Origin of the sequence: Cellvibrio sp. OA-2007 (assembly GCF_000953825.1) — a bacterium.
Classification (GTDB): Bacteria; Pseudomonadota; Gammaproteobacteria; order Pseudomonadales; family Cellvibrionaceae; genus Cellvibrio.
The window spans coordinates 194,308-212,392 of the sequence record NZ_BBUL01000094.1; the positions used below are offsets into that span (position 1 = coordinate 194,308).

The window sequence follows — 18,085 nt, forward strand, 5'->3', positions numbered from 1 at the left end:
GTCAATATCCGCTACGTTAATGTGCTTCAGTGTGTGGCGCTTGAGAGTTCACCAGATTAAGCAGCCCCTCCCCGATCAACGCAAAGCGCCAACCCAACAGCCGTTCCGGTAATTGGTATTGACCGCCATGCATGCCCGAGCGCACTAAATATTCATAATCCTTTTTACGGATTAATACTTCCGGCGGTAACTGTGCCTGCTCTGCATATTCACGCACATAATTTTTAAGTGTTTTCATCAGTGGCCCTTCGCTCTGCGCTAAGGGCGGATCGAGACGCGCCGGCCAACTGGATTCATTTAGCTCAAGCGCATCGCGCACAATCTGTAAAATTGTTTCAGCGTCGTTTTTTAATGTGCGCGATGGAATATCCGCCACTTTGGCCAAGTGCGCTACATCCTGAATTCTTTTACGGGCGATTTCCCACAGCGATGGCTCTTTTATCAAACGATTGCGCGGCAGGTCGCGCGCGCGCGCTTCGCGTTCACGCCAAATACACAAGTGTTTTAAGATCGCCAACTCTTGTGGGCGCAGCTTCCAGGCAAATCCCACTTTTTGATAAGCATCGCTGTAATCGTCTGTTTTGCGTGCATTGGTTACCAAGTCGGCACAATCGCTTTTCACCCACTCCAAACGCTCGCTGGTTTTAAGCAGTTGCAATAATTTTCCGTACACAATCAACATGTGTGCAACATCCAATGCAGCGTAATTTAATTGCGCCACACTGAGCGGGCGCTGCAACCAATCGGAGCGGGTTTCGTCTTTGGGGATTTCAATCGTTAATAAACTCTTAACCAATCCCGAATAACCCAAACTAAAACCCAAACCGGCAAACGCAGCGGCGATTTGTGTATCAAACAAAGGCGCAGGCACTACACCCAACCAGCGTTGAAACACTTCCAAATCTTCCGAACAGGAATGCAGCACTTTGGTTACCGCAGTGTCGAGCATCAGCTCGCGCAGCGGCGCAAGGTTTTGTATCGCCAGCGGATCAATTAAATAGCAGCCTTTGCCATCGCCGATTTGCAGCAAGCCAGCGATTGGATAAAAGGTATCGCTGCGCATAAATTCGGTATCCACCGCAATTGCCGCTTGTTGACGCCATGCAGCGCACAACTCGGCCAATTGATCGTCCTGATCAATCCAGATTGGTTCACTCGGAATTAGCATTAAGATTACAAACTTCTGCGAGAGGAAAAGGCATGAGCAAGTGTACCGCCGTCGATAAATTCCAACTCGCCACCGAGTGGAACACCATGGGCTATACGCGAAACAGTCACATTTAAATTCTTGGCGCGCTCACTAATGTAGTAAGCCGTCGCCTCACCTTCTACGGTGGGATTGGTTGCAAGAATCACTTCGGTGATCGGTTCTTGTTGTAGCAAACTAATTAATTGATCAACACCTATATCTTCAGGGCCGATACCATCGATCGGCGACAAATGGCCGAGTAATACAAAATATTTTCCCTGATAAGTTCCCGCCTGTTCAATCGCCAACACATCACCCGGGGTTTCAACGACACAGAGCAAACTGTTGTCGCGGCGATTGTTCGCACAAATACCACAGTGTGTTTGCTCGGTGAGCGTGCGGCAGCGCTGGCAGCGGCCCACACCTTCAACGGCTTTGTGCAAACTCTGGGCAAGACGCTCGGCGCCCGCGCGGTCGCGCTCTAACAAATGCAGCGCCATTCGCTGGGCAGATTTGGGGCCCACGCCGGGTAAACAGCGCAGGGAAGCCATGAGGTCATCGATTAGCGGGCTGAACATAAAACACTTTGCACTCAGAAAAGAAAATAATTACGCACACTCAACCATCAAAATGGCATTTTGAAACCCGGTGGAATACCCATGCCAGATGTCATTTTTTCCATCTGCTCGCGATTTTGCGTTTCAATTTTACGCACTGCATCATTCACCGCGGCGGCTAATAAATCTTCCAACATTTCTTTGTCTTCAGTCATCAAGCTTGCATCTATGTTCACGCGTTTTACATCGTGACGGCCGGTCATCACCACACTGACTAGACCTGCACCAGCGGAACCGGTGACTTCTGCTTTGGCCAAGTCTTCTTGCATTTTCTGCATATTGGCTTGCATTTCTTGCGCTTGTTTCATCAAATCGCCAAGACCTTTCATAGCATCCTCTTTCGTAAAATAATTAAATGGGTTGAATCGTTTCTTCGCGCAGGGTCGCACCAAATTGTGCGATCAGTTGTTGCACTATGGGATCATTGTGGATTGCGCTAATCGCATCTTGCAGGCGTTCTTCGCGCAGACGAATGGCCATGGCCGATGGCGTTTCGGCGGTAATATCACCCAGTTGGATATGAGCGCGCACCGGTTCGACAAAATAATCGCTAAGTAAATCGGCAAGGCGCTTTTCATGGCCTGTGTCATACAAGGTGCTGTTGTTTTTATCCAATACAAAATAAAAATCATTGCCCTGACGTTTAGTCATCTGACAATTCGCCACGGTACTTTGCAAAATACCAGTCACACCCAAACCTAAATAAATTTCAGTCCAATCAGCTGGGCTGGCTTGCTCATAGGGCACCTTGCGCAGTGTTTTTGGCGCAGGCGCTTTAGCAGGTTCAGCTACATGTTGTACTGCAGTAGGAGTGACTTCCGGGATTGCCGCCGCTGTAACTACCGGCGGCTGCGCCGCCTCAGGCTTTTTTGGTTCATTTACCTCGGGCGCGGCGGCAACAGGTGCTTCGTAGTACGCTGGCGCTGGCTCGTATTCATCTTCCTCGGCAGGCACGTAGTCATCAGTCGGAACATCGCCGTATCCCGCTTCGATCACCGGCGGGGCGGATGCAGCCGGTGCAGATTGTGGAGCAGAACTGGCAGCCGAAGCCGGAGCAACAGGTGGCGCAGCTTCAACCACTGGAGCAACTGCAACAGGTGAGTTAATGACTTGTGGCGAGGGAGCCGGAGCGGCCACTGGCACTGCAACAGCAGCTGCAGCTGCAGCGGCGGGTTTAATCTGTGTAGTTGATTGTGGCAATGCTTGCGTGGGTACTTCCATTACACCCTGCGGCTTAAAGGCCAACATACGCAGCAATACCATTTCAAATCCGGCGCGGGGATCTGGCGCGAGCGGTAAATCGCGGCGGCCTAATAAAGCGGTTTGATAAAACAGCTGTACATCTTCCGATGGCAATTGCTGTGCGAGTTGCATAATGCGCTCGCGATCACCGTGGCTGTTGTCTACCGCTTCCGGCAGCGCTTGGGCAATCGCAATACGGTGCAATACCGCCAACATTTCTGCGAGCGCACTGGCGTAATCTGGCGCCTGCTCCGACATACGCTCCACTGCTGCCAATACCGCGCGACCATCCAATGAAACCAACGCGTTAACTATGTCGTAAACCGCAGTCTGGTCGATGGTACCGAGCATGGTGCTGACTTCGGCATCGGTAATTTTGCCTGAACCATAGGCGATAGCTTGATCGGTCAGGCTCATTGCATCGCGCATACTGCCGTCGGCAGCGCGGCCAAGATGCCAGAGTGCCGACTCTTCAAACGGCACCAGTTCTTCGTTCAACACAAACTTCAGGTGTTGCACGATCCGCTCGGGGTTCATGTTTTTAAGATTGAATTGCAAACAACGCGACAAGATTGTCATCGGTAACTTTTGCGGGTCAGTCGTCGCCAGCAAAAACTTTACATGCGGTGGAGGCTCTTCCAGGGTTTTCAGCAGTGCGTTAAAACTGCTATTAGAGAGCATGTGGACTTCGTCGATCAGGTAAACCTTGTAGCGACCACGGGTCGGCGCATATTGGACATTTTCCAGCAGCTCGCGGGTATCTTCTACTTTGGTGCGCGAGGCAGCATCGACTTCGATCAAATCGACAAAACGACCTTCGGCGATTTCGCGGCAGCTGGAACATTGGCCACAGGGCTCCGAGCTAACACCGGTTTCGCAGTTCAAGCATTTGGCGAGAATCCGCGCGATAGTGGTTTTACCCACCCCACGGGTACCGGTAAAGAGATAGGCGTGGTGCAAGCGGTTGTGATCCAGCGCATTAATCAATGCCTGCAGGACATGCTCCTGCCCTACCATTTCGCGGAACACTCTTGGGCGCCATTTACGCGCCAGAACTTGATAGCTCATGCCGATTGCTGCTCTCTCGTCAAAAAGGAGGCGGTTTGCCAAAAACAGGGCGCGATTATAGCGGCCAATGGTGGAAATAGACACCAACGGGCAAGCAGGCAAACGGGGATGAGATCGCCAGCGTAACCGGCAATGAAGCGTAAAAATGAACAAAGGGAGGGAGATTAGGTGGCAATCTAACCAGCCACACCCCGGCACATAACTTACTGCTACCGTTGCTCCCTTCCGGGCCTGGCGGGGTTTACAGATCATTATTGCGAGGGGACCGGCTAGATCACCATTGCAGCTTGCAAATACCTGTACCTGAGTAAAACCGGGAGAGGTCAATGCAAGAGGCGCGCATTATCATCACTTTGCCCGACCAATGCAAGGCGCAATGTTGGAAATTATATATAGACTGATGCGAGCAATCGCTTGTTATTAAAAGATTTTATTATAGTGGCGCCCATTGCAATTTCTTTTTTCGCCACTATCAACTAGGCTTCATGCAGCAATTATTTACGACAAAAACCACAACAAACCCATCCCCTCGTTTAGGAGTATTTCAATGGCAACAGTCACCCTCAAAGGAAATCCATTCAACACCAACGGCAATTTGCCCACCGCAGGCAGCAAAGCACCAGCGTTTAAGCTGGTTAAAACGGACTTATCCGAAGTTTCTTCTGCCGACCTTGTTGGCAAGCGTGTAGTGCTGAATATTTTCCCGAGTGTTGATACCCCAACCTGTGCACAATCTGTCCGCACCTTTAATGCTCAAGCAAGTGCTCTGGAAAACACCGTTGTTGTATGTGCATCCCAAGACCTGCCCTTTGCTCTGGCACGTTTCTGTGGTGCGGAAGGCCTGGACAAAGTAATTCCAGCCTCCGCATTCCGCTCCGAATTCGCAGCTGATTACGGCGTAAAACTGGTTGATGGCCCATTGACTGGTTTGACCGCTCGCGCCGTTGTAGTACTTGATGCCGAGGGCAAAGTATTACACTCTGAACTGGTTAGCGAAGTAGCGCACGAGCCAAACTATGACGCAGCATTGAAAGCATTGGCATAAGCTAACGCAAGTTTTAGCACACCCCGACGCCAGCTACATGCTGGCGTTTTTATATCCGCACTATTTTTCTGCACCACAAAAAATTAAAAATATTTTTTTAATCGCTAAAAGCTCTGAAAAAGACCTTATTTTTTTATCTTCTTCCGCACCTCCAATAAAGTGCTGCCTATACTCAACAATGAACAGTTCTTGTTGTAGTCGCCATACTGATCGACGACGACGCACAATATGCAGGCTTTTCTATAAAGGGAGAGTGAGAGGATGCCCCCTCAGGACGACGGCCAGAAAGCTCAACCCGGATACGTCCGGGAATTATTAGATGCAGTGCCCGCTGGAATTATTGTTACCCATCAAGATGGGCGCATCAATTATCTCAACGCCGAAGCAGAACGTTTGTTTGGGTATCTGCGCGACGAACTGGTTGGCCGGTCAATCGATATCTTACTGCCCGACCGTTTCAGCGGTAATCACGCACAACTGCGCCAAAGTTATATCGATCAACCATCTACTCGCTATATGGGTGCAGGGCGTGATCTTTATGGGAAACGCAAAGACAAAAGCGAATTTCCTTTAGAGATTGGCTTGCGCTCGCTAACGGCTGATGACGAACAATTCATTGTTGCCACTATAGTCAACATCACTCGCCGCAAACAATTAGAAGAACGGCTAGTAAAAGTGATTGAGGCTTCACCCTATGGCCAGCTATTAGTCGATGAGCGCGGCATCATCCAGTTAATCAATCCGAGTTTACTTACTCTTTTTGGCTACAGCAAAGATGAACTGCTGGGCAAATCCATGGATATTTTATTACCCGAACGCTACCGAGAAGGGCATGAAAAACTGCGGGCGGGCTATGTGCAAAAACCCAGTTTGCGCGCTATGGGTTTAGGGCGCGATCTCACCGGGCGCCACAAAAGCGGAACAGAAATCCCCATTGAAATTGGTTTGAGCCCAGTCGAAAGCGATGCAGGTAACCTCACACTTGCGGTAGTAACTGACATTTCTGAACGCAAACGATTGGAGTTAAATCTCAAGCAAGCCAATGCCCACCTTGAAGAATTTACTTATGTCGCTTCACACGATTTGAAATCACCACTGCGCGGCATTAGCGACTTGGTTGAGTGGATCAAAGAAGACTTAAGCACACTGGCGCCGGAACCAGTAACTAAAAATATTGAGCGCATAAAAGTGCGCATTGGCCGCATGGAGCAACTGATTGATGATTTGCTGCTCTATGCCCGCGCGGGCAAACGCGCCAAAGAATCCACCGCTATCGATGTCAGTACACTAATCAATGAAATCATCGAATTGCACCCCGTACCGGCTCATTTCGAAATCACCCAAACCATTAGCATTAAAGAAATTTACGCTGCAAAAATACCATTAGAAACGGTACTACGTAATTTATTTACTAATGCACTTAAACATCATACTGGTGTAGAACCCAAAATTTCTATCAGTGCAGAGGCCAGCGGTAGCTATTGTTTATTCAAAGTATGCGACAACGGCCCCGGTATTCCGGTGGCAGCACAGGAGCGCGTTTTTAGACTATTTCAAACCTTAAACAATACCCCCGCCAGCGGCAGCGGGATCGGCCTGGCACTGGCTAAACGCCTGACGGAAAGTCACGGCGGGCAAATAGAACTTATCAGCAATACTAATAATACCGGCTGCAGCTTCCATGTTTGGTGGCCACGTTTTGCGAGGAAAGACATAGATGAATAACCCGATTAAAGTCAACATTCTTATTGTTGAAGATGATGATGTCGCCGCAGAGTCCGTAGTGCGCAGCCTGCGCAAACACGCCATGGACTTTCCCATCACACTCGCACGCGACGGCATGGAAGCCTTGGAGATTTTACGCTCCACACACAGTGAACTCACAATCGAAAAGCCCTATTTGATTCTGCTGGATTTAAATATGCCACGCATGAATGGTTTTGAGTTTCTACACGAGGTTCGCAGCGACGATAATTTGCGCGATGCCATTATTTTTGTATTGACAACATCAGATGCCGATTCAGACAAGTCGCATGCATACCAAGAGAACATTGCGGGTTATATGGTGAAGTCTGCCGTTGGCCCACAGTTTTCCAAGCTTGCCACCCTATTGGACAACTATCGCAACACCATTGCATTTCCGCTCTAAACACAGCAATCAACAGGAATAGTTGCAATGATCATCAACACCAAGAACAAGAAAACCATTAAGCTTCTTCTGGTAGAGGATGATGACGTTGATCAGGAAAAAATTACCAACCTTTTGCTAAAGTCTCCAGCATCAATCAACATTGTAACCGCCACATCTGCCGAAAAAACTGAACAACTCATAACTCAACACAATTTTGATTTTGTTATTCTGGACTATCACCTGCAGGACACCTCCTCATCTGAAATTATTGAGAAAATTCGCAACCACAAAAACACGCCAACCCCGATTATTATGATCAGTGGTAACGATAATGAGCGGGTGATTGCCAACGTTATGCGTGAAGGTGTTTTCGATTACTTGCCCAAGCGAGGCTTAAATGCCCAACAACTAATACAAAGTCTGGATGATGGCTTACTCTGGGCCGAGTCAGAACAAACCATAAAAGAAAATCGTACCCGACTCAATCAGCTAGCCGAAGGATTACCCCAACTAGCATGGACTTGTTTGCCCAATGGTGATTGTGATTTTTTAAATCGTCGCTGGTGCGATTACACCGGCATTGGCTTGGAAGAACAATTGGGTAATGGTTGGCTAAATCAAATCCATCCAGACGACCGTGAACAGCTTACTCAATCATGGAAAAAAGCAGTCCGCACTGGCGAAGAGATGTACATAGTATTTCGCATCCGCCGCCATGATGGCGAATATCGCTGGTTTGATTCACGCGCCGTCCCACAAAAAAATGACCGCAATGAAATTGTCCGCTGGCTCGGCAGCAATACCGACATTAACGATATTGAAATAACCCGGCAGGCATTGGCCAATAGCGAACAATTATTCCGTGCTGCATTTAATTATGCGCCATTAGGGATGATGATTGTCACTCTCGATGGCACCATCATGCAAGCTAATCCAGCGCTGTATCAATTACTGGGACACCCAAACTCATCTTCAATCACTTCGCTACCCGGTTTTTTATCATTAATTCATCCAGATGATCTGGACAATACCGAATTTCAAATGAAAAAAAATCGTCTGGACAAAGACTCATTTATTCAGTACGAAACCCGCTTTATTGCCAAAGATGGCCATGCCGTGCCAGTATTGATCAGCCTTGCTTTTATCAAAAAAATTGACAGCGAACCCTGTCATCTCTTACAGGTATACGATTTATCAGAGCGCAAGCGGTATGAATCACAGCTCATTAAATTGGCTCACTATGACTCGCTGACAGGCCTAGGCAATCGCGCGAAACTGCAGGAAGAAATCACCCATCTTATCCAAAAATCACGCCGATCTTCGTCTCCCTTTGGGGTACTTTTTGGCGATATAGATCACTTTAAAAACATCAACGATAGCCTTGGCCACGAAGCTGGCGATCAACTGCTCAGAACAATTGCGCGCCGTTTACAAAGATCGCTGCGCATTGAAGACAACATCTGTCGATTAGGTGGGGATGAATTTGTTGTACTGCTACAAGATATCAATAAATTTGAATCAGTCGTTACAGTTGCAGAAAAATTATTAAAAAAAATCAACAAACCTATTCGCCTCGGCAGCAACAAAATCCACATAGGTATGAGCTTTGGTATAGCGCTTTACCCAACGGATGGCGATGACGCAAAAACACTACTGCGCAACGCTGATAGCGCACTTTACGATGCCAAAGCTAAAGGGCGCGGTTGCTACCAGCTCTATCGCAAAGAACTGACAGAATATGTACATGGCCGGTTGCGGCTTGATAACGATTTACGTAAAGCCATTACCAACCATGAATTTGAATTACATTATCAACCTATTGTTAATTTAAAAACCCAGAAAGTTGTCTCCGCTGAAGCGTTGCTGCGCTGGCACCATCCGACTCGCGGAACCATATCGCCCGATGAATTTATTCCCTACGCACAGGAAAGTGGCTTAATTGTGCCGATTGGCGACTGGGTAATCCAGCAGGCTTGCGCTCAAGCCAGTCAGTGGCATGCTGCAGGTTTTCCCATCGCTGTATCTATCAATGTATCGGCACGGCAATTTGAACAAGAAAACTTAACTAACATTTTTATGCAAGCGCTATCAAAAAATCAGTTTTCTGCCAGGTATTTGATTGTAGAAATTACCGAGCAAATGTTTTTACAAAATACTGAACACAATTTAAAACATATCAGTGAGTTAAAACAAATCGGCATTAAGATTTCACTGGATGATTTTGGTGTTGGTTATTCGTCCCTGAGCTACATAGTGCGCTTTGCACCGCATTATTTGAAAATTGACCGATCTTTTATCAACCGCATAGGTACGGCAAAAGAACATGATGAAATGGTAAATGCCATTATTGGGCTGAGCAATATTATCCCAATGCAAATCGTCGGCGAAGGTATAGAAGAAATAAGTCAGCAGATTTTTTTGTCGGCGCGCAATTGTGATTTAGGCCAAGGCTATCTGTTTTCACACCCACTTTCACACAGCGACTTGTTAACTTTTTTGCGCACTCACTATTAAATCACCTGCACCACACCCTGTAGATTTTTCAAACAATGCGCCTTGGCTAACTGCAAAAAATCCTGCACAAAAGGTTTACTCAACTGCTCTTCGCGCAATGCTGCATAGAGCGTAGGCCAGATCCCCTCCTGCCCCGCCGAGCGCACACTGATTAACCCCTGGGCCACATACTCATCCAACACCCAGTTGGGCAAGGCACAGACACCGCGCCCACTCGCCACTAACTGCACCATCATCAAGGTTAATTCAGATGTTCGTATGGCTTTGGGTTCAATGCCGGAAGGTTCCAAAAATTGTTTAAACACATCCAGGCGATTGCGCGCGACGGGGTAACTAATCAGCGTTTGATCGGCTAAATCCTCTGGTTGCAAAAATTTCTTGGCGATAAGAGAGTGATTATTCGCCAGTGCGATTTGCATTTCGTAGCCAAACAGCGGGACATATTCCACGCCTTTAATCGTTTGCGGATCAGAGGTGATGACTAAATCTATATCGCCCTGCGCCAGTGCAGGCAGCGGCTCAAAGGTAAAACCGCCAGAAAAATCCAATTCAATGCCCGGCCATTGATTGCGATAAATATCAATCGTCGGCATCAGCCAGTTAAAACAGCTGTGGCACTCAATCGCCATATACAAACGCCCCGCCTCACCGTGCACGAGTTTTTTTACATCGCGCTCCGCTTCGCTGACTTTGGCCAACACTTCTTCAGCCAATAACAAAATGCGTTTGCCGGCTTCGCTAAAACGCAGCGGGCGACTTTTGCGGATAAACAGCTCGCACTCCAAACGCGACTCCAACTCCTTAAGCTGATGCGAAAGCGCCGACTGGGTAAGGAACAAACGCTCAGCGGCTTCCACCAAGCTGCCGCTTTCGCGCAGGGCAATCAGGGTTTTTAAATGGCGAATTTCGATCATGGTGGGCTCCGTAGGTTGCTGGTGAGCTTGCGAACCGCAACATGTCCATCTTGCCCCGTAAACCAAAAGGCAAAATAAACCATTGAATACAAGTCGCCCCAGCTGGGTAAACAGTCGTGTTGCGGTTCGTTCCTCACCAGCAACCCACCAACAATACATTAATAAAATTCATGTTTAAACTGAAAATTACCAGTTTGATTCATATTAAGCCCTGCGGAACAATGGCTCTACTGTCCAAATGAATCGAAAAAGGTAATTTCACATGAGCCAAAACATCACCACACACAACCTGGGTTTCCCCCGCATCGGCGGCGACCGCGAACTAAAAAAAGCGCAAGAGGCCTATTGGCGCGGGGAGATAGACCAAGCGCAGCTTGAGCAAACTGGCCGCGAACTGCGCAAAGCCCACTGGCAATTACAGGCCGATGCGGGTTTGGATTTAATTCCCACCGGGGATTTTGCCTGGTATGACCAGGTGCTGACCCTCTCGGCTACGCTGGGCAATATTCCGGCGCGCCATCGCAAAACGGCGGCGGCAGCAAAGGGGCACAGCCACCATGACGATCTCGCCTGCTGCCCACAGCGCGATTACCCAGTGCGTGAGTTTGCGACTACAGCTTGTACCGATATAGATCTAGACACCCTCTTCCGCGTCGCCCGTGGCCGCGCGCCAACCGGTAATGCCACGACGGCATCGGATATGACCAAGTGGTTCGATACCAACTATCACTATCTGGTGCCGGAATTTCACTTGGGCCAAACCTTTCAGCTGAGCTGGACCCAAATTATTGATGAAACTGCCGAAGCCATCGCCTTGGGCTATAAAGTTAAGCCGGTTATTCTCGGGCCGCTGAGCTATTTGTACCTTGGCAAAGAAAAAGGCACAGAGTTTGATCGCTTTGATTTGCTGGAAAAACTCCTGCCCGCCTATCAACAACTATTGACCGCATTGGCCGCCACTGGCGCGAGCTGGGTGCAAATTGATGAGCCGATTTTGGTGCTGGACTTACCCGCAAAATGGCAGCGCGCCTTTGAGTCGGTTTACAACCGTTTGCAGCACCCGAAATTAAAACTGTTGCTCGCCACTTATTTCGGCGCACTCGGCGATAATTTATCAACCGCCGTAAATTTACCCGTGGCCGGTTTGCATATCGATGCGGTGCGCGCACCGGAGCAATTGATCAGTGTGATCGACCGTTTACCTGCACATAAAATTGTGTCGGTCGGTGTTGTTGATGGTCGCAACATTTGGCGCAATGATTTGGAAAAGTCGCTTGCGGTATTAAAACAAGCACAGGAACGTTTGGGTGATCGTTTGTGGATTGCACCTTCCTGCTCGCTATTGCACTCGCCAGTTAATTTGGAACGCGAAGAAAAATTACCGCAGGATATTAAAAGCTGGTTTGCCTTTGCCAAACAAAAAGTGCAGGAAGTAGTCACCTTAAAAACCCTGCTGACGCGCCCCTTTGACGCCATAGCACAAGAGGCATTAGCGGCCAGCAATGCGGCGGCACAAGCACGTTTGAGCTCCAGCAAAATTCACAACCCGGAAGTGCAAACACGTTTAAAAGCCATTAAACCAGAGCAGGCACAGCGCCAATCGGTATTTGCTGAACGCATCGTTAAACAACAAGCGCTGTTACAACTACCGGCTTTCCCTACCACCACCATTGGCTCATTTCCGCAAACCGACTATATCCGCCAAACCCGCAGTGAATTTAAACAGGGAAAAATTAACGCGGTGGAGTATGACAACCGCATCCGTCAGGAAATTGCGGACTGCATCGCCAAACAGGAACAACTGGATATTGATGTGCTCGTGCACGGCGAAGCCGAGCGCAATGACATGGTGGAATATTTTGGTGAGCAATTAAACGGCTATGCCTTTACCCAATTTGGCTGGGTGCAAAGTTATGGTTCGCGCTGCGTAAAACCACCGATTATTTTTGGCGATGTATCGCGCCCCACCCCCATGACGGTGAGTTGGGCGCGCTATGCCCAATCGCTCAGCAAAAAGCCGGTAAAAGGCATGCTCACTGGCCCGATTACTATGTTGTTCTGGTCTTTTGTGCGCGACGACCAACCGCGCGCCACCACCGCATTGCAAATTGCCCTGGCGCTGCGCGATGAAGTAGTCGATTTGGAAACAGCAGGTATTCAAGTCATCCAAATTGATGAGCCCGCCATTCGCGAAGGTTTACCGCTGCGCGAAAAAGATCGCAAAGATTATTTAGCCTGGGCAGTCAACGCCTTTCGTATTGCCGCCAGCGGCGTGCAGGATGAAACCCAAATTCACACACACATGTGTTACTCGGAATTCAATGACATTATTCAAGCGATTGCCGATTTGGATGCGGATGTAATCACTATTGAAACCTCCCGTTCCGATGGCGAATTACTACAGGCGTTTGAACAATTTCATTACCCCAATGATATTGGCCCCGGCGTTTATGATATTCACTCGCCCAACATTCCGGAAGTTAACACCATGGTGAACTTGCTCAAACGCGCAGCGCGCGAAATTCCGGCAGAGCGTTTGTGGGTAAACCCGGACTGCGGCTTAAAAACCCGCCGCTGGCCGGAAACTGAAGCCGCCTTAGCGCGCATGGTGGCAGCGGCAAAGGTCTTACGCAGTGAGGCGAATCGTTCAAACGTCCTCGATCTGGAACAAGAATTGGCCTAACCTCCACAACTAGACACCGCTCAAGGATGAGCGCTTTTCAACCAACTCAGCGTTTTTTTCATTGGTTCAGGGTTTTAATTTGCGCGATGGTCGTAGGTGCTCAATACTGAGTAGATAACCCCACAATAAAACCACCACATGACCAGATGAAAAAAAAATTACCCCGCATTTTTACCCTTTACACGCTCATTGGTCTTGGTGCGAATACCGCACTAGCCTCTGGCACAGATGATGATTATTTCGCCCTGTCCTTGAAAGACCTTTTAAACATAAAAATAAATACAGGCAGCTTGATCGAGGCAGCAGAAAAAGAATCCGCTGCGGGCATAACTATTATCGATAAACAAGAAATTGGTCTTTCCGGTGCGAAAAACCTAGCCAACCTGCTTGAGCAACATGTACCCGGCCTACTGTTAATGACCCACTCAGAAGGCGATAAGATCGGTTTGCGCGGGCAAATCGCGGCGGAGAATTACAAGTTACTGCTACTGATTAACGGTAGAAATATCACCAACTATGTGTATGAAGGTGTGATTACCGAAATCGATCAATGGGAGCTGGGGGATATAGAGCGAGTAGAGGTCATTCGTGGCCCAGGCTCGGTGACTTATGGAACCGGTGCGGTAGCCGGTGTTATCAATATCATCACCAAAACCGCCAGTACCGACAAGCCAACGCTTTCCGTGGGAGTTGCACGCAACGATACTTATCGCAGCGACGGCATTAATCTGCAATACAACAAGCGCGATGATCAATTAGGGGTATATGGGTTTGTCTCTTATCGCACCAGCGATGGTCTGAACAATCCGGATTACCGCACCATGGCCCCGGCAGAGCCTTCGGATATTCGCTATATCGGCAAAGGCACCATAGCAAATGCGGGGCCGCAGGATTATTTGGCCGACACCTTTGGCCGCCCACAAATCAAAGCGCATTTAGGTGTGGACATTGGTGAGAGCATTAAAACCTGGCTGCGCTACACCCAATCGGGGCAGACACGGTCGTTTAGAGAAAAGGTTTACAGCCTAGATGAAGCAGGCGATCCGATTGCACTTATTAATGGCCGCGGCCTTCAGACGCGCAGTTTGGCAATGTCTGCTGAATATAACTTGCCCATCTCCGATATATCGTCGTTCTCCTCATCCTTAACACTGGATTCGCAAGAGTACATTCGCTACGACTTCAGCAACCGCCAATTCGACATGGATAGCAGCAACAACATTAGAGATTATGCGTTTGCCCAAGATCGCCTACGCGCCGTTTTTATGTACGACCAACAGCACAGCGACGTATTTAACAGTGTTATTGGCTATGAATATTCTGCCATTGCAGTGGGCGCCCCCTGGGGCAAAAGCGATGATTACCTGTGGATCAAAGAAGGCGTAGACATCATCAGTGACGCGAACACCAGCGTTTATTTAAAAAATTCATCCTTGAGTGGCAGACCAAATCGTAACCGGTTGGAACCCGTTGGGGATGGCTTGGATTTTCACACCCATTCACAATTGCTCGAAGCTAACTATTTATTGCCCGACACACACAAGTTGGTTTACGCCCACCGTCTTGATTTCTCTGATGTAGCAAAACAAATGTATTCACCTCGCCTGTCGCTGGTATCTAACTTCAACAGCAATAATACCTTGGTCAGCACCCTGCAGCGCGCCCAACGTATGATGCCCCTACGCGCGCAATATTTAAGTGATAAAAACGGTGATAATTCAAAAAATGAAACGCTCGACAGCTTGGAGCTGTCTTTCACCAATACCAGCCTGCAAAGCATAGTTCTGAACTTACGCGCTTATTACAACGAGATCAGCGCAGTTGGCTACACCGGGGAAAGGCTCGAACTCTTAAGTGAAATGGAGTTATTTGGGCTTGAACTCGACGCTACCTATAAAAAAAATCAAGTCACCTTGAGTGTCAATCACACCTATCTCGACCCGCTCGATGTAACCATGAACCCTGCCTTAAAAACAGGCAATGCACGCAATAACATCTCCTTTGCCGACTACTACTACAACACATCTGGCAGAGTCCCAATCCTGCTTGAGAGCTATGGCGAAGGTTTGAATAACTGGCCGACGAATATCACCAAGTTTTTATACACTCATTCGTTTCTCAATAATCGCCTGAAATTTCACCTCAATGCCCAAATCAATTGGGATTTTGATGGTTCCTATGACGAGATGGAAATGTATCAGCGCGCCTATGATTCGTTTGATACCAACACACTCTCGCCTGCCAACCAAGCCGTCTTTGCGCAACAAAAAGCCGAGTTTGAGCGCGAGCGGTATTTACTTGATCAAGAAGATGCATTTGGCATGGATTACAACCTGAATGCCTCCATCACCTATTTGTGGGCCTTTAATCAGGATACGGATGTGCTGGTTAAACTCAGCGCGGAAAACCTGTTCAATTCCAGCAAGCGCTATAACGTCAGTACCGGTTCAAGCCGATACTACCCCGAGCGCTTAGAATATTTAGAAAAACCGCAAGCCTATAGTTTGTCGCTACTAGTTAATTTTTGATGGGTTACAAATAATTGGGTGGCAAACTAATCAAACAAACGGGAAACGTTAAAACCGCCATTGCACCTCTGCCATCAATTCCCGCCCACGATTGGGGATACCATCTGGCTTAGCCAAACCCTGTGAGGGCGTTGCGTAATCCTCATTGGTGAGGTTTTTGATGTGCAGACTCAGCTCATAGCGCGAATTAAATTCATAGCGCCATTTACTATTGAATACCCAAAAACTATCTAACGTTTGCTGACGGGTATTGGTGACTAATGTCTCACGCTCAGCTTGATAAAAACCGGTGAGATTCCAGTTCCACCGTTCAGCTGAATAATTAATTTCTATTGCGCCCAACTGCTCAGCCTCCCGAAATGCACTATCGGGCAAATCCATGCGGGTATAACTGGTACGCAATGACCAAGCGTCCGACAGTTCCTGCATCCACTCCAACTCCAGCCCTTGGCTCTGCTCTCTGGCACCATTTTCATAGGTGCGAGCATTGCCTGAAAATGCAGTCTCAATCGGTTTTTCATAGCGATTTTGAAAAAGCCCCAGGCTAAGGCTGGTAGATTGCCAATTGCCCATCAGGATGAGATCCCAGGTTTTCACAATTTCATGGGTTAGATCCGGGTTGCCGAATAGCAGCGGATTATTCAGCAAACCCGTTTCAGTTAGCGTGGGTGCGCGAAACGCCTCACCGTATAACAGCTTCAAACTGTAGGTTTGGTTAAGCTGCTCAACTAACCCTAAACGCGGGCTAAAACGGCTGGTGATATCGGGGTAATCGTCATAGCGCCCGCCCAGAGTTAAACGAGTGCTGGGGCGTAGGTTGCGCAGGTATTGGGCATAAATACCAATGTTATCTTGTGAATCTTCCGTACCCAACGGAAACACCTTGCCTTCATCGCCGTAATAGCGAATGGGAAACTGGCCTTGGGTCAGTTGTGCCAAATCAAAATTGGTGCGCGCACTCGCGTTCGTCTCTTCATGCCGCGCCCACTGCAAGCCCCACTGCGCGCTGGAGTCGGTATCAATCGACCAATCATTGCTCAAGGTAAGGCGCCAACTATCACCGGCTAACCGTGCATCGCCCTTGAAGGGGTCCGCACTGTTGGGGCTGCTCACTCGTGCCAATGCCCCCGGCCCAGTGAGGTATAGCCTGAAGTCATAAATAAATTGCTGATAACTCACGGCTAGCTTTGACTGGGTATTGGGCAGCCAGTTAAACCCTTGATCCAAGGCCAAATGCAACAGCTCACGCTCATTGGCATTGAAGTTATTACCGGTATTGTCCGAGAGGTAAAAATCGTCAGTCTCGGTGCGGCTATAGGAGAGATTGATGTTGGTTTCAGCCCGACTAATAGCCAGATCAGCAGCCAGCTGTTGACGCGGGTCACGGGTTGCCAGCGGCAGTCTGGTAAAGCTATCTGCCACCCGATATTCATCCCCTTTATCTTGATAGGCATGAATAAACCCATCCAGCGCCCAATCCCCCGCACCTCCTGACCATAAACTTTCCAACTGCCGCCGCTGCTGGGAGCCATAGCCCACGGCAATGCTTTTTTGCTGCTTGCGGGTAACAATGTTGATAACGCCGTTAAATGCTGAGCTCCCGTAAATAGCAGAACCTGGGCCGCGAATAATCTCCAAGCGCTCTACCCGCGCCAGTGGATAAAGTGGCAAGGTGATATCGGGGCTGCCAGCGCGAGGGTCATTCACCACATGACCATCAATTAATAACAACACCTCTAGCGATTGCTGGGTTAAGCGCCGCCCTCTGGCGCTATAGGTATAAGCCACCCCGCTACCAGCGTTGCGGTTAAATTGAAACCCGGGAACCAGATTGAGTAACTCGTAGAGATAATCCACCCCCAAGCGCTCAATTTGCTCATGGGTGAAAATAGAAACGGCGGCGGGAACGGTTTTGAGTGATTCTGCCCTGAGGGTGGAACCTGTGACGGGCACATCCAGTAGTTGTTCGAGCGTTAGATCGAGATAGGCGAGATCATCCGCGCGGCTGGGGCTGACAAGCAGACAAAAGAGAGCTGCTCCCATAACCAGGGATCGCAGCTGACACAGGTAACCAATGTTCCAAGTGATCATTCCAACTTCTCCCTCTGTGTCATCAAGACTAGTTGATGAAACACATAACGACCAGCCAGACTT

13 protein-coding genes and 1 other RNA gene are annotated in these 18,085 nt (G+C 48.7%); 6 read left to right on the plus strand and 8 right to left on the minus strand.

Going from position 1 to position 18,085, the window contains the following annotated elements:
- Positions 1 to 16: 16 nt before the first annotated feature.
- The 5 genes from rnd to ffs form a co-directional block, all read right to left on the minus strand.
- Positions 17 to 1,168 carry a ribonuclease D gene (rnd, locus tag AWU77_RS15480; protein ID WP_062065178.1) on the minus strand — a complete coding sequence of 384 codons (1,152 nt, stop codon included), beginning with the start codon at positions 1,166 to 1,168 and terminating at the stop codon, positions 17 to 19.
- Positions 1,169 to 1,173: 5 nt separating this feature from the next.
- Entirely contained in the window at positions 1,174 to 1,767 is a 594-nt protein-coding gene (gene recR / locus AWU77_RS15485; RefSeq protein WP_062065181.1) for a recombination mediator RecR, read from the minus strand.
- Positions 1,768 to 1,814: 47 nt separating this feature from the next.
- Positions 1,815 to 2,135, minus strand: a complete 321-nt coding sequence (locus tag AWU77_RS15490; RefSeq protein ID WP_062065184.1) for a YbaB/EbfC family nucleoid-associated protein — start codon at positions 2,133 to 2,135, stop codon at positions 1,815 to 1,817.
- A 22-nt stretch (positions 2,136 to 2,157) separates the two neighbouring features.
- Positions 2,158 to 4,116, minus strand: a complete 1,959-nt coding sequence (gene dnaX / locus AWU77_RS15495; protein ID WP_062065294.1) for a DNA polymerase III subunit gamma/tau — start codon at positions 4,114 to 4,116, stop codon at positions 2,158 to 2,160.
- 175 nt (positions 4,117 to 4,291) lie between these two features.
- An RNA gene (gene ffs, locus AWU77_RS15500) (signal recognition particle sRNA small type) lies at positions 4,292 to 4,387 on the minus strand.
- Positions 4,388 to 4,663: 276 nt separating this feature from the next.
- On the opposite strand from ffs, the gene tpx reads away from it, so the two are divergent.
- Positions 4,664 to 5,161, plus strand: a complete 498-nt coding sequence (gene tpx, locus AWU77_RS15505) for a thiol peroxidase (protein ID WP_062065187.1) — start codon at positions 4,664 to 4,666, stop codon at positions 5,159 to 5,161.
- Between the two features lie 60 nt (positions 5,162 to 5,221).
- Here the strand turns inward: tpx and AWU77_RS20525 are convergent, their stop codons facing one another.
- Positions 5,222 to 5,386, minus strand: a complete 165-nt coding sequence (locus tag AWU77_RS20525) for a hypothetical protein (RefSeq protein WP_193747547.1) — start codon at positions 5,384 to 5,386, stop codon at positions 5,222 to 5,224.
- 36 nt (positions 5,387 to 5,422) lie between these two features.
- On the opposite strand from AWU77_RS20525, the gene AWU77_RS15510 reads away from it, so the two are divergent.
- The 3 genes from AWU77_RS15510 to AWU77_RS15520 are packed head-to-tail and all read left to right on the plus strand — an operon-like array spanning position 5,423 to position 9,806.
- Positions 5,423 to 6,886 carry a PAS domain S-box protein gene (locus tag AWU77_RS15510; protein WP_062065190.1) on the plus strand — a complete coding sequence of 488 codons (1,464 nt, stop codon included), beginning with the start codon at positions 5,423 to 5,425 and terminating at the stop codon, positions 6,884 to 6,886.
- The gene (locus AWU77_RS15515) at positions 6,879 to 7,310 is read left to right on the plus strand and encodes a response regulator (RefSeq protein ID WP_062065192.1); all 432 of its coding nucleotides are present in this window, start codon (positions 6,879 to 6,881) and stop codon (positions 7,308 to 7,310) included. Before AWU77_RS15510 ends, AWU77_RS15515 begins: the two co-directional genes overlap by 8 nt.
- Before the next feature lie 27 nt (positions 7,311 to 7,337).
- The gene (locus tag AWU77_RS15520; protein ID WP_062065194.1) at positions 7,338 to 9,806 is read left to right on the plus strand and encodes an EAL domain-containing protein; all 2,469 of its coding nucleotides are present in this window, start codon (positions 7,338 to 7,340) and stop codon (positions 9,804 to 9,806) included.
- On the opposite strand, the gene AWU77_RS15525 is transcribed toward AWU77_RS15520, so the two are convergent.
- Positions 9,803 to 10,720 carry a LysR family transcriptional regulator gene (locus AWU77_RS15525; RefSeq protein WP_062065196.1) on the minus strand — a complete coding sequence of 306 codons (918 nt, stop codon included), beginning with the start codon at positions 10,718 to 10,720 and terminating at the stop codon, positions 9,803 to 9,805. The genes AWU77_RS15520 and AWU77_RS15525 overlap by 4 nt on opposite strands.
- Positions 10,721 to 10,982: 262 nt before the next feature.
- On the opposite strand from AWU77_RS15525, the gene metE reads away from it, so the two are divergent.
- Complete coding sequence (metE, locus tag AWU77_RS15530; protein WP_062065198.1) at positions 10,983 to 13,403, plus strand: 5-methyltetrahydropteroyltriglutamate--homocysteine S-methyltransferase; 2,421 nt, start codon at positions 10,983 to 10,985, stop codon at positions 13,401 to 13,403.
- A 146-nt stretch (positions 13,404 to 13,549) separates the two neighbouring features.
- Positions 13,550 to 15,931 (plus strand): TonB-dependent siderophore receptor, encoded by a 2,382-nt coding sequence (locus tag AWU77_RS15535; protein ID WP_062065200.1) that lies wholly within the window; start codon positions 13,550 to 13,552, stop codon positions 15,929 to 15,931.
- Between the two features lie 48 nt (positions 15,932 to 15,979).
- Here AWU77_RS15535 and AWU77_RS15540 read toward each other — a convergent pair whose 3' ends face one another.
- On the minus strand, positions 15,980 to 17,974 hold the full coding sequence (locus AWU77_RS15540) for a TonB-dependent siderophore receptor (RefSeq protein WP_193747548.1): 1,995 nt from the start codon (positions 17,972 to 17,974) through the stop codon (positions 15,980 to 15,982).
- Positions 17,975 to 18,085 lie beyond the last annotated feature (111 nt).